General features: G+C 38.8%; 8 protein-coding genes. 4 read left to right on the top strand and 4 right to left on the bottom strand.

Translation table 11 applies throughout. The features are described 5' to 3' along the window. Positions 1–368: 368 nt before the first annotated feature. The 4 genes from AY601_RS04415 to AY601_RS04430 form a co-directional block, all read right to left on the bottom strand. The gene (locus AY601_RS04415; RefSeq protein ID WP_084359091.1) at positions 369–2,741 is read right to left on the bottom strand and encodes a mechanosensitive ion channel family protein; all 2,373 of its coding nucleotides are present in this window, start codon (positions 2,739–2,741) and stop codon (positions 369–371) included. A gap of 16 nt (positions 2,742–2,757) precedes the next feature. Continuing rightward, the gene (locus AY601_RS04420; RefSeq protein ID WP_068397015.1) at positions 2,758–3,873 is read right to left on the bottom strand and encodes a hypothetical protein; all 1,116 of its coding nucleotides are present in this window, start codon (positions 3,871–3,873) and stop codon (positions 2,758–2,760) included. A 115-nt stretch (positions 3,874–3,988) separates the two neighbouring features. Next, complete coding sequence (locus AY601_RS04425) at positions 3,989–4,411, bottom strand: secondary thiamine-phosphate synthase enzyme YjbQ (RefSeq protein WP_068397018.1); 423 nt, start codon at positions 4,409–4,411, stop codon at positions 3,989–3,991. 116 nt (positions 4,412–4,527) lie between these two features. Continuing rightward, positions 4,528–6,960, bottom strand: coding sequence for a TonB-dependent receptor (locus tag AY601_RS04430; RefSeq protein ID WP_084359093.1), 2,433 nt, complete (start codon positions 6,958–6,960; stop codon positions 4,528–4,530). 97 nt (positions 6,961–7,057) lie between these two features. Here AY601_RS04430 and AY601_RS04435 point away from each other — a divergent pair, with 97 nt between their 5' ends. From AY601_RS04435 to AY601_RS04450, 4 genes are all read left to right on the top strand, one after another. Beyond that, complete coding sequence (locus AY601_RS04435) at positions 7,058–8,173, top strand: PepSY-associated TM helix domain-containing protein (RefSeq protein WP_198163612.1); 1,116 nt, start codon at positions 7,058–7,060, stop codon at positions 8,171–8,173. A 355-nt stretch (positions 8,174–8,528) separates the two neighbouring features. Continuing rightward, on the top strand, positions 8,529–10,070 hold the full coding sequence (locus tag AY601_RS04440; protein WP_068397024.1) for a pyridoxal phosphate-dependent decarboxylase family protein: 1,542 nt from the start codon (positions 8,529–8,531) through the stop codon (positions 10,068–10,070). After that, complete coding sequence (locus tag AY601_RS04445) at positions 10,015–12,468, top strand: GNAT family N-acetyltransferase (RefSeq protein WP_068397027.1); 2,454 nt, start codon at positions 10,015–10,017, stop codon at positions 12,466–12,468. The genes AY601_RS04440 and AY601_RS04445 overlap by 56 nt, the downstream gene beginning before the upstream one ends. 13 nt (positions 12,469–12,481) lie before the next feature. After that, entirely contained in the window at positions 12,482–13,834 is a 1,353-nt protein-coding gene (locus tag AY601_RS04450; RefSeq protein WP_068397030.1) for a lysine N(6)-hydroxylase/L-ornithine N(5)-oxygenase family protein, read from the top strand. Positions 13,835–13,847: the final 13 nt, after the last annotated feature.

Here is a 13,847-nt window from a genome sequence, read left to right on the forward strand (position 1 = left end):
AAATTGCCTGTAAAAACATATAAAGCTCTGCAGCAATGCATGGCTTTATGTGTTTTTACAGGATAATAAGTCATCTGAATTTTGGGACATATGACCCATTTTGAGCCTTGAAAAAGTGTGTAAATTGTTCAACTATTATAGAAATATAATACGATGATACCATGCAGAACGTAAGATGTCAAAAGAATATAAAGCAGACAAAATTGTTAAGAGCCTTGAAAACTTGATATATAATCATCTTTATAGCACTATCGATATTAATAGTGAATCCCTGGTTAAAAATTATACGCAGGAAACTGTAAATGACTATATAAACAGATGTTCGGATCTATGGGAGCCAGTGATCAGCCGACAAATGTTTTAAAAACTTATAAAATCTCAATTCCTTTTTCTTCTAATTCATCGAAAATTATCGAATTGATAGTACTCTTGGTATTTTCAGCCATAGAGATATCCTTACACCAGAAATAAACCTTAATCGTACTGCTGACCTTGTTTTTCGGAACAATGATCACCTTGGGCTCTTTACTCGTAAAAATGTTATCACTCGATGCGACAACACCCTTAATCAGATCAATAACTTCTTCTCGCTGGAAAGGATTACTCACGGAGAACTCGATCACTACACGCATCTGATTATTAGTCAGCGTCCAGTTGATAATATTATTAGATAAAATAGCTCCATTCGGAATGATAATTTCCGCACCATCGTCAGTCAATAAAGTACTTGCCCGTATCCCTATCTCTTTAACTCTGCCTTTTTTATCACTGATTTCCACCACATCACCAATACGAACAGTTTTATCAAAAATCAGGATAATACCAGAAACGAAATTACTGACAATATTCTGAAGCCCTAAGCCGATACCTACGCCCAAAGCGCCCAGTACTACAGTAATCTTATCAATTGGTAATCCTGAAGCCGCTACGGCCAGTAAAAAGCCACCTATAAGCAAGACTAATTTGGTTACTATCAATTTAGAACGCTCCCCTTTGTTATCATCCAGCGAATCATCACCCGTATCTCCAAAGAAGTAAGCAATGTATTTCTGCAGAAAGTTGGCTACCCAAATAATCATCAGGAACAATAGAATGCCCCAAAAGGTAAATACAAGGGTTCCAATTTTGCGTTTTTCGGTTAATACAGCTACTAAAGTGGTATATAAACTGTCAAATATGTTCAGGTTGACCAATAATAGAGTCAACCAGATCAAAAATACCCCGATACCTAATAATCCACGCAGACTTTTTACAACCGGCTCCCAATCAAAATGCTCCGGATAATTCTTCTTGATCCTGCTCGTTTTGATCTGCAATAAAAAAGCCTCAGTAATCACTCCTGCAAGGATAATCAAAGAGATTGCGTGTAGTAAAGAACTTACAGCGCTACTGTAAAAAATCTGGGTTAAAGTAAAACGGCCAAACAAATTACAGCTAATAGCCAGGAAATTAAAGACGATGTAAATGATACCAACACTCTTCAATAGCCTGTATTTTATGGCTTTCTCTTTTAAAATTTTGTAACTATACAATCCAAAAACAAGAGAGGCAATACCGAATATCAATAATAACCAGCGTTGATAACGCGCAGGCATTCCCAAAGAACGCAAGATAACCGGGAAAATAAGCAACACTACAAAAATACACCACTTGTAAAAAACCTCTCTCGGGAGTCTGTTAAAAAGTAACGCAGTAATGCTCAATGCCAATAAAACATGAATTGACTCTATATAAAGCGCAGGAGCCAATAAGTCAAAAACAGGCGCCAGTGTTAAAATGAAGATCAGCGTAATCAGGTAAGGTTTTTGCCTGATAAAAGTAAAGTTCAAATCTTTAACCGACTCTAATTTACCTCTTTGCTTCAGGCTCTTAAAATTGAAATATACCCAGAAGAAAAAAGCAGCCCCAAGCACCAGTAATAAAAATCTGCTGCCCTGCGTATACTCGAAATAATAACCTGAAATTTGCTGCTCACTTTTTATAAATCTCTGGAAGTCGGTTCTTTTATTCGCTTTTTGATCTACCGATTCCCATAAATACCGTCTTTCCTTACTAAAAGCTTTGATGCTTACAGAATTAAGTTGGTTATCAGCTGTATACTTCAATTCCCTGACTGTGATAATATTAGCAGATGTACGTGCCTGAAGATTGTTGATTAAACTGGTATTGGATTTAATCAGGCTATCCATCACAATGCGTTTCTTACCCAACTCTACAAATTCAGCCTTAAACATCCGCTTTAAAGAATCTGTTTTGAAGATTTTCATCAGCACAGAATCCTTACGTAACGTAAGAATCTGAGTTTTAAGCCCGTTTAATTCTTTGTCATACCGCTGCAGGTCATCCATACAACCTAAGTTGTTGGTCTCCAATTCATCCAACAAGGTCTGGTACATTTGCAGATTCTGCACATTCAGGGTCCGGTCACTTTGTGACAGACGGTTTTTCAACAAGCCGATTGCCGCTTCGTCCTTCATTAAATGCATCGCGATAGGCTTCAGCAAATAAAAAGAAGAAGTAGTGACCTGTACCTGGTTGATAGTTTCAAACACTTTACCTAACCTGAGCAGATAATCACTCTTGTTGAGTACCGTCGAATCGCTCAGGTAAGAAAGATCATTACTTGCTTTAACAGCTTTCTTTTGCTGCGCCAAAAGCCCCGCACTATTAAAAAATAATACGATAAACAGGATCAGCAATCCCGGGCGCTGAGCAATTGAAAAATGACTGTTAAACTTCATGTATACCTCTCGGGCCTTAAATTGTTTTTTCGTAAATTCTGTATTTTTTATAAGGATCCCCCTTGATTGCCTTGATTGCATTGTTCACTAAATCATTGTGTTCTAGTGTCCATGATGCCTCTGCGTACTTTAATCCTTTAGCTTTATAAGCTTTAATGATATTTCCATATAAACAAGCCTCAATTCCCATTTTACGGTAACCTTCTACTACACCCAGCAATAAAATCCTGATTCCAGAAACCTTTTTCTTATTCAGCAGCAGTTTAAAAATACCAGTAGGGAATAATCTTCCTCTTTTGATTTTGATCAGGATTTCATTGATATCCGGAATAGCTACGCCAAAACCAACAATCTTTCCTTCCTGTTCAGCAACCAGGCAAAAATCCGGATCTAAAATCATTTTAAGATCTTTAGCCTGATAATCATATTCTTCATCATTCAACGGCACAAAACCCATGTTTTTATCCCATGCTTTATTGTATACTTCGCGAAGGTTTTCTGCTTCCTCTTTGAATTTTTTCATGTTAATTTTACGGATAGTAATATTGCTTCGTAACAAACGTGACTGCAATTTATCCATTAATTGTACAGAACGGTCATCATAAGCATCACCATCCCACTTCCAGGCAATCAGATCTACCTGTTTCGCGAGGCCATTTTGTTCCAGCAACGCAGGATAGTAAGACGCATTATAAGGCATCATCACTACTGGGCGGGAATCAAAACCTTGTATCAGTAAACCGCAAGGTTCATTGGTAGAGAAATTAACCGGGCCGATCATTTTAGTCAAGCCTTTCGCTTTTAACCATTTTTCAGCTTCCTGAAACAATAAAGATGCACTCTCTGCATCATTGATACAGTCGAAAAATCCGAAGAAACCATCATTGGAATTGTTTGCAATATTGTGGTTGTTATTCTGGATTGCGGCAATACGACCAGTTACCTGATCTCCATCATACAGCAAAAAAGTCTGCAGCGAAGAATGCTTATGAAAAGGGTGGGTAGTTAGTAAATCTTTTTGAGCAATGAACAATTCCGGAACATAGTACGGATCATTTTTGTAAAGCTCATGAGGAAAATCAATAAATGTTTTAAGTTCTTTTTTTGATTTTACCGCAATTATTTTTTTCATATGAATAATTTGATTGGAGAGGTTGATACCTGTTTGTAAGCCGATTTTATATTTCGGTCTTCAAATATATTCAAATGCATAATAGATTGTATGATTCGCTGGCATTTTGCCTGCATCATTCTCCCCAGGCAGTTAACAGGATTGCTCTTGAACCCCCATAATTACGGTGTTCACATAGGTAAATTCCTTGCCATGTACCGAGCGCTAAACGCCCATTACGAATTGGAATCATCAAAGAGGTATCCAGCAAAGCTGTTTTCAGGTGGGCAGGCATGTCGTCCGATCCTTCCTCATCATGCAGATAATCCGGATCATTCTCCGGAACTGCTTTATTGAAAAATATTTCGAAATCATGGCGTACTGTCGGGTCAGCATTCTCATTAATCGTTAGCGAAGCAGAGGTATGTTGAATAAAAACCTGGCAAATACCCGTTTTTAGCGTACTGATTTCCGGAAACGCCTGAAGAATATCAGAAGTAATCAGGTGAAAACCTCTTTTTCTTTCTCGCAGAAGGATAGAATGCTGATAGAATTTCATTTTTGTTATTTAGGGTTCTATTATCATCAACGGTATTTCTCCTGTAATCATATAATCAGGTTAACAAAAAAAGGGGCAACCATTTGGATGCCCCCTTTAAAATCGAATACCAGCTACTAATAGTTAATCGTATAACTTACGTTATAAGTACGACCTCTGCCTAAGTAATAATAAGTTTGAGGAACCCCCAACGTGCTGTAAAGAACCTGAGCACGTTTACTCCAGATAGTTTGATACTCTTTATTTAATAAGTTTTGTACACCAAATGATAACGTTCCAAGAGGTAACTTAACATGGCCTAACAAATCTACTGTTGTATATCCTTTCAATTCGTTGTTCACATTGTCTTTCAAGTCAAAAGAGTGAAAGCCTTGCGCTTTAAATCCAATTGACTTATTGCTCCATCCAATAAATGCGGTTGCTTTTGACGGACTTGCATTGCTGATATCCTGTGATTTCCACGAGTCATCCGCTTTGAATTGAGATTTGATATACAAACCATTTCCACCAATTTCAAAACCACTTGGTAAGGTCGCTGAGACAGAAGCTTCAGCACCAAAATTACGTTGCTTACGGTCAATTACTTCAACAGCGAAGTTGGCTGTATTTGTTTTCATGTCTTTATCAGACCAGGAATAGAAAGCAGCAACCTGTGCATTCAGTACTTTACCGCGATGACGCCATCCTGTTTCTAACTGGTTGGTTTTTAATCCTGTAAGTGGAGATGTGGTTACACTGCTTCCTTTAACTAAATCCCAGTTTGCACCATTTAGCGCATAAGTACCCTGACCATAATATTTAGCCGGGTCAGCCAGGTTAAAACCTTGTGCAAAGTTAACCCAAACCTGCTCAGGTGCAGAGATTTTGTAAACCAGACCACCATTTAACAAGTTAACGTCATAGTTACTTTTACCACCTGGAATAGTAGCAGCAGTTTTACCTAAACCAAAAATAATAGGTACTTGTGCATTAATTCCAACAAAATCGGCAACTTTTACATACATTCTTTGCTGTCTGACACCACCTGATAAACTCAACTTGCTTGTCAGATTCCATTGCGCCTGCATAAAACCAGAAAGACTATTGATATCAACACCAGGATAACGGCGTACTGTTGCAATTCCATTGTTGATCATTCCACCGCTTGAAGCAGCAAGCGCTCTGTCAAATACAGTTTGATTACCAATAAAGTTTTCATTATCACCGTCAACACCATAAGTTAAATTAAAAGCTGACCATTGTTTGGCAAGCACTAACTTCACCGCACTATATCTGGTCGTTTGAACCGTAGAACCTGCATAAATAAGGCGGCCACCGGGTATCGCCGGGTTAATCACCTGACCAGGGAAAGGGTGGAAGCTGAATTTTTCATTTCTGCTTGATCCCTGGATATATAAATCCTGGCCACCTAAAATATCCGAAGCATGGTATTCAGCATTGATCGATGCACGTGATGTTTGTGGTTTTACAGAGGATGAAAAACCATTTCTCATTTCTAAAAGCTCTGGTTTAGCTAATAAACCAGCATAATTAGCACCTAGAAAAAGATCTTTATTACCTACATAACCAGAATTGTAATACTGTGCATTTACTTTCAAAGTTTGTTTGGCAGTCAACTTAAATTCTGTATTTGCGAAAATATCAAAAGATTGGTTGTACTGTAAATCTGTTTGTGTAATATCTGTGAAGATCTGTTTGTTATTCGCATCGAAAGCAGCATTGTTTTTCTGATAAGCAATACCAATTCTGCCTTTAAAGTTCTCACTGCCACCAGAAATAGACTGCGCAAAACGCACATCATGATCAGCATTTTGTTTTAAACCACTGCGGATACCAGCTTCAGTTGTGAAAGCAGGAGGGCCAGCCTGTCCTTTTTTAGTGATAATATTGATAATTCCACCCGTTGCGCCGCCACCATAAATTGAGCTTGCTCCAGAAAGTACTTCAATGCGTTCAATGTTAAAAGGATCAACCGAATCAAACTGTCTGCTGACCGATCTTGTACTGTTTAAAGAAACACCGTCAATCATCACCAGGACATTTCTGCCTCTTAAGTTCTGACCAAAGTTTGTACGGCCTTCAGGACCGGCGTCCAAACCAGGAATCAATCTGGCTAAAGCCTCTTTTAAGCTAACACCACCTTTAATCTGTTCCTGTAAACGTTGATTGTCAATGATCCATACTGTTCCTGGAATTTCACTAACCTTACTCGGTTTACGTGAAGAAACTACAACAACTTCATCCATAGTATTGCTTGGATCAAGTGCCAGCTCCAGGTTCAACTGTTGATCTTTAACTAAAGTTACTTTTCTAACGGTTTGGTTGTAACCGATATAACTCACAATCAGATTGTAAGTACCTGGCTCAAGTTTTAATTCAAAATGTCCTTCCTTGTCAGTACTGGTTTCCAGCTTTTTGCCCTCAATTTTGACATTTGCTCCGCTAAGCGGTTCGGTATTGTGACTAATGATTCCACTTATCGTCTGCGCATTGGCGCCTGCGTTAAAAGCAATCATTAATATTAAAATTAAGTATAGATTTTTTCTCATTTGTTTGGGTTTTTGATTTTTACACCGCAAAGCAATGATTTATTTGGATTAATTCCAAATAATGACTTATTTTTATATTTTTAATCAAATATTAAGAATGAACTTGAAGAAGATTGCGCGTCTCGCACACCGGTGGTTGGGTTTAACCTCTGGATTAGTGGTATTTATTGTGAGTATAACCGGTTGTCTGTACGCTTTTCAAGATGAAATAAGAGATGCTACAGAACCCTGGCGTAAAATCGAAGTACAAAATAAACCAGTACTTTTGCCCTCTAAACTCAGCGCAATCGCAAAAGGAGTTCATCCCGAACTCGAGGTAGGCAGAATCGTTTATGTCAGTAAAGACAGGGCAGCCGTAATTTTTTTAACAGGAAAAGGACAATTCTACACCGTTCATATTAATCCGTACTCTGGCCAGGTACTCCATGATCAAAACCTGCGCAAAGACTTTTTTACTATTGTCCAGTTTATCCATATCTACCTGCTATTGCCCGGGCCAATCGGGAAAATGGTAGTTGGTGTATCCGTATTTATATTTTTATTCATGCTGATTAGCGGAGTGATCATCTGGTGGCCTAAACGAAAAACACAAGTTAAACGGTCATTGACCATTAAATTCAATGGAAAATGGCGACGTGTAAACTATGATCTGCATAGCGTTTTAGGAGTTTATACTTGCGTAATCGCTTTTGTTCTGGCCTTTACGGGTCTGTCAATTAGTTATGACTGGTTGAAAACAGGGGTAAAGAACACAATTAACCTGGGCAATGCCTACGCGCTGGAAGAAAAAATTCCGGTGGTGAAAGTAACCAAACTGCTGGACTCAAATAAATTATTGGATGTTGCCTTTTTGCAAACTGTAAAAAAATCTCCGTATTCAGACATGTTTCTGATTGCTCCACTAACAAAAGGCTCAGCAGTACTGGACATCACAGTTTATGAGCAAGCACTATTCTATTACAAAAGTGACCGGTATTACTTCAATGCCAATACTGGTGCTTTAGTCAAAGAACTGGCTCACCGTGATAAAAGCAATGGACTAAAATTAAATGAAATGTCTTATGATTTGCACACCGGACAGATACTAGGCACAACAGGTAAAATCATTGCCTTTATGTCCAGTTTTATCTGCGCCAGCTTACCCTTAACCGGCTTTCTTTTCTGGAGAGGCAAGCGAAAAGACAAGCGAAAAGCCCTCGCCAATAAAAGTTAAAAATATTTCTTTCTTTTTATCGATTTAGCAGCAAAGCAGCCGCATGGAACTGCTATGTTATAAAAATATTAACTCAATATTTTAAAAATAATATTAAAATATCGCTGTAAATCAGTTGTTTGTGGCATTATTGGTAATTAGTCTAAATATAATTTGTAATTGTTCTAAATAACATCTTACTTAGCGAAGAAATTTAAACTGTAATGAAGAAGAGGATCTTAAATCTTGTTTTCGCTCTTATTGGTTTCCCTTCTGCTGATTTAAATCCGCACCGGACTTCATATTTATACAGGATCACAAACACGCTTATTAATACCCCCCTAATTATATAAAACCGTGAATAATTAAGACCGATATGCTATCAATCAACCTACAAGAAGAACAGTTAATCACATTATTTGAAAATAATCCTCAAAAGGATATTTTCCATCACGACAACCAGGAAGAATATCTGGATGCCATAGGTAAAGTAACCCTTGCCGTAAAGCGTTTCCTGGATAACAATAAAAAACCATTCAGCGGAGTAACTCCGGCAGAATTACGTCCATTATTTGCAAAAGTGGATTTTGATAAGCCCTTACCAGACTACGATAGTCTTTTGGATGAGGTAGAAAACCTATACACCAACCATGCTGTAGCCTTTCATCATCCAGAATATATTGCCCATTTAAATTGCCCGCTGGTTATTCCTGCGATTGCGGCAGAGGTGATGATCTCTTCTATCAACTCATCTTTAGACACTTGGGATCAAAGCGCTGGCGGAACCTTAATGGAACAGAAGCTAATTGAATGGACATGTAAAGAAATCGGTTTCGGTGACCTTTCAGATGGAATCTTTACCAGTGGCGGTACCCAAAGTAACCTGATGGGCTTATTGCTTGCCAGAGATCATTATGCCTTTAAACTCTTGAACCACAATATCAAACAAGATGGTTTGCCGGCTGAAGCTTCACGTTTCAGGATCTTTGTTTCAGAGATGGCCCACTTCAGCATTCAGAAAAATGCTTCTTTACTGGGACTGGGTGAAAAAGCCGTGGTGAAAATTAAAACCGATCGTAGCTTCAGAATGAACTCTGTACTGCTTGAAGATGCCATTAAACAAGAGATCGCCCTAGGAAATATCCCTATTGCGATTGTAGGTACCGCAGGAACGACCGATTTCGGGAATATTGATCCCTTACAAGAGATAGGCCGTTTAAGTACTAAATATGACTTGTGGTTCCATGTAGATGCTGCCTATGGCTGCGGTTTACTGTTAGCCAATAAATCCCGCAAGCTGATCAATGGAATCGAACTGGCCCATTCAGTAACAGTAGATTATCACAAATCATTCTTTCAGCCAGTAAGCAGCGGAGCCTTTTTGATTAAAGACAAGAAGTTTTTCGGTCTGATCACGCACCATGCTGATTACCTGAACCCTAAAGATCACGATCATGATGGTTTACCTAATCAAGTTAATAAATCTATTCAAACTACCCGTCGTTTCGACGCCTTAAAACTTTGGTTTACCCTGAGAATGATGGGGAAAGAGAAATTAGGAGGGTACTTTGAGACAATTATTCATACTGCTGCCCAAATTGCTGCTATGCTGCAAGCAGACCCAGCATTTGAATTGATGAACGAATCCGATATCAGTGCCCTTGTTTTTCGCTACAACCCAAGAGACGGACAAGCAGACCTGTGTGCAATGAATCAATTCATCAAAAAAAGTATGTTCAACGGTGGAGAAGCACTTGTTGCAGGTACTAAAATCAACAAACAATTCTACCTCAAATTTACCTTACTTAACCCGCTCACTACAATTGACCACGTTAAAAACATCTTCAACATCATCAAACAACATGGAAACGAATACCTACAGTTTAATAAAACTACAACAGAATTCTGGAGAAATTAATTTCAATTCTCTCTTAAACTGCTATTGCAGGGAGTTTAGCAATTGGAGCCGCTATCAGGGAATTCCCAAATATGACCAGCCACTGGCTGACTATATGGAACTGACAGGACATCAATTACACTTACGTTTCGATTTTTCTGAGTTTGGATTTGAAGTATTTGCCCCTTTGAAACACTATGCAGAAAGCGGAAGACATGTATTTCACTTTCCTGTAATCTCACGTGAACTGGCTACCGATGAAATCAAGCCAATAGATGCCTTGCGCTTTATGGAGCTGATCATTCTATTTGCAAGTGCAGAATTCCCGGAAATTAATGCAGAACTGGTGAAATCTCGTTTATTGAATAGTATTGAGAACTTGACAAAGTACCAGGAATATTTCAACCGTACCGGGAAACTGGTTAACCGGGTGAAAATGAACTTTATTGAAACAGAACAATCCTTAGCATTGGGACATAGTTCACATCCGCTGACTAAAGGAAGAATGGGTTTCAAAAACGAGGAAGAGCTCTTGAGATACTCTCCGGAAACAGCCGGACAATTCCAATTAGCATATTTCTTGATTGCACCTAACCAAGTGATAGAGAAAAACGCAGAAGGATTTGATATTACTGATACTTTCAAAGCAGAATTGTTGCAAGCAGTTCCGGCAGATCATCAGATAAAGTCATTAATAGATCAGTATCCAGACTGGAAAGTATTGCCAATGCATCCATGGGAGGCAGAATATCTGCTGGCCCTGCCCGAAGTAAAAGCAATGGAAAAAGAAGGTTTATTATATAGCCTGGGTAACTGGGGAGCTATATATACGCCAACTTCTTCTGTACGCACAGTATATAACCGCGAAAGTGAGTGGATGTATAAATTCTCACTGCATGTGAAAATTACCAACTCCGAACGCGTAAACTTAACCAGAGAATTGCACCGCGGATATGATGTAAGCCGCTTATTAAAAACAGACCTGGGTAAGACATTGAAAAAAGAATTTCCGGAGCTTGAATTTGTAACTGATCCTGCTTTTTTCTCTATAACGTATCAAGGGAAATTTATCGATGGCTTTAACACCAGTATCCGTCATAATGTGTTTAAAGATGAAGCTGCAGATAAAAATGTGACCTTATTGGCCGCGCTCTGTCAAGATAGCTTATTAGGTGAAAAACCAAGAATGGTCAATGTCATCCAGCACGCTGCAAAGCTTAAGAATAAACCCGTTGATCAGGTAGCCATTAATTGGTTCAAGCAATATCTGCATATCTGTGTAGGGCCGATCGTTGGAATTCTGAACAAGTATGGGATGGCTTTTGAATTTCACCAGCAAAATGTACTGGTGGAGATGGATAGTCAGAATTTTCCGGCTAAACTTTATTTCAGAGATAACCAGGGCTTCTTTTTCAGAGCAGGTAAAGCAGAAGAATTATTAAGCTATCTGCCAGACTTAGCCCAGGAAAGCGGATCTATAGTTCCAGAGGCTTTAATCTTTCCAAAATTAACCTATTACCTGCTCATCAATAACCTGCTGGGTATTGTGAATGCCTTGGGCTGCAATGGCCTGGCAGACGAAAGAACGCTTATCGATCTGATTTACCTTGAATTTAAGCAATTTGAAGAATCTGATACTACTGGTTTTGTTGATTATGTAATTAACAGCAGAAGCTGGGAAGTCAAAGGTAACCTGCTGACCAATCTGATTAATATAGACGAAGCGAGTGCGCCTATTGACAATCCGGCAATCTACAGAGCCTACCCTAATCCATTGAATAAGTATTTTTTCTGTGATAACCTGATTAAACCGAAAATTGACGAGGTTATTTACAGCAGATATTTCCCTAAGGAAGATATCACAATCTCACTGCGTTCATTTGACGTAGACAGAGATTTGGAAATGGTACATGATTGGTTTAACCAGGAACATGCCAAGCCAATCTGGAAAATGGATGGGCCAATCAAAGAGCTGGAAACTTTTTACCGTACGTTGATCCCAAGTGATCATTCCCATAGTATTATAGGTGAAATTAATGGCGAGCCTACTTTTACTATCGAACCTTACTGGCCAATGCGTGATACTGTAGGTGCTTATTACGAAGCATCGGCTACAGATTATGGAGCCCACCTATTAATTGCCCCAACTGACAAGAATAAAAAATACAGCTTCTGTATCGGACAAATGATTATGGATATGGTCTTTATGAATCCGGTTGTCGGGAAATGTATTGGTGAAGCGGCTGTAGAGTCGAGAGCTATGCACATTTTCGTGACCAGGTTAGGGTTCAAATTCCAACGTGTTATAAAAATGCCTACTAAAGATGCAAACTTAACATTTTGCTATCGCGAGTGGTATTGGGAAAAGTTCCCCGAAAGTAAAGATGTAGCGTTAATGGGCCAGGTGGCCGGAGTATAAATTCTGAGAATAAATGAAAACACAAAAGATTTACGACATCATAGGTATTGGTATCGGTCCTTTTAACCTGGGAATGGCCGCACTGGCAGCACCTTTAGAAGATTTGTCGGTTATATTTTTCGACCAGGCAGCGGTTTTTAACTGGCATCCTGGAATGATGCTGAACGATGCTACCCTTCAGGTTCCATTTATGGCCGATCTGGTAACTTTAGCAGATCCAACAAGTCCTTACAGCTTCCTTAATTTTATCAAACAAACCGATCGCTTGTATAAATTTTATATCCGGGAAGATTTTTATATCCTGCGTAAGGAATACAATGCCTATTGCAAATGGGTAATCGCACAATTGCCTTCTTGTCAGTTTAATCAGAAAGTATTAAGTACTGACTATGACGATGCGCAGCAGCTTTATAAATTAATTGTTGAGGATCAGCGTAGTTTGGAAAAACAGGTTTATTATACACGTAAACTGGTTTTAGGTACCGGCACTGTTCCGAAAATGCCAGACTTTATAGAACCAGGCAAGCCCGCTAATGTAATCCACACTTCTGCTTATCTGAATACCAAAAGTGAACTGTTGAAGCAGCAAAACGTAACTATTATTGGTTCAGGACAGAGTGCTGCAGAGATTTTCTATGATCTTTTGCCGGAAACCGAAAATGGATTAAAACTCAAATGGTTTACCCGTCCTGATCGTTTTTTTCCAATGGAATATTCAAAACTTACTTTGGAGCTCACTTCACCAGAATATGTTGACCATTTCTATAATCTACCTGATGGAAAACGCAAGCAAGTATTGAGTAAGCAAAACTCATTGTTTAAAGGCATAAATTATAGTTTAATCAATCAGATTTTTGATAAACTATATGAATTAAGTGTGGACGGTGAAGAGCCCAATGTGAAATTAAGCCCGAATTGTCAGCTCAATAATATTACTGTCGCCGAAGACGGTAGTGCCAATCTGCATTTTTACCATACAGAGGTGGAAAAAGAATTTGTAGAGCAAACTGATTTTGTCGTGCTAGCTACCGGTTATAAATATAAAGAGCCTGCATTCTTGCAAGGCATTCATCACCGGATTTCAAGGAATGATGATAATTTGTATGGAGTCGGGCGTAATTATGCCATAGATACCAATGGTGATGAAATTTTTGTACAGAATGCAGAATTGCATACGCATGGTTTTGTAACTCCTGATTTAGGGATGGGCGCTTACCGGAATTCCTCAATCATTAACACCGTGTTAGGCAGGGAAGCCTATAAAGTTGAAAAGAAAATTGCCTTCCAAACTTTTGGTGTGGCAACGGCCGATGAATCAGAAAACCCACTTAAAGATATTCTTGCAACAGAAAACCTGGCAGTTTAAGGCACTGTCCACA

Source organism: Pedobacter cryoconitis (genome assembly GCF_001590605.1).
Taxonomy (GTDB): Bacteria; Bacteroidota; Bacteroidia; order Sphingobacteriales; family Sphingobacteriaceae; genus Pedobacter; species Pedobacter cryoconitis_A.

Coding starts and splice junctions, on each gene's coding strand:
- AY601_RS04445 (WP_068397027.1), top strand. CDS start 10,015: ATGGAAACGAATACCTACAGTTTAATAAAACTACAACAGAATTCTGGA.
- AY601_RS04450 (WP_068397030.1), top strand. CDS start 12,482: ATGAAAACACAAAAGATTTACGACATCATAGGTATTGGTATCGGTCCT.
- AY601_RS04435 (WP_198163612.1), top strand. CDS start 7,058: ATGAACTTGAAGAAGATTGCGCGTCTCGCACACCGGTGGTTGGGTTTA.
- AY601_RS04425 (WP_068397018.1), bottom strand. CDS start 4,411: ATGAAATTCTATCAGCATTCTATCCTTCTGCGAGAAAGAAAAAGAGGT.
- AY601_RS04415 (WP_084359091.1), bottom strand. CDS start 2,741: ATGAAGTTTAACAGTCATTTTTCAATTGCTCAGCGCCCGGGATTGCTG.
- AY601_RS04420 (WP_068397015.1), bottom strand. CDS start 3,873: ATGAAAAAAATAATTGCGGTAAAATCAAAAAAAGAACTTAAAACATTT.
- AY601_RS04440 (WP_068397024.1), top strand. CDS start 8,529: ATGCTATCAATCAACCTACAAGAAGAACAGTTAATCACATTATTTGAA.
- AY601_RS04430 (WP_084359093.1), bottom strand. CDS start 6,960: ATGAGAAAAAATCTATACTTAATTTTAATATTAATGATTGCTTTTAAC.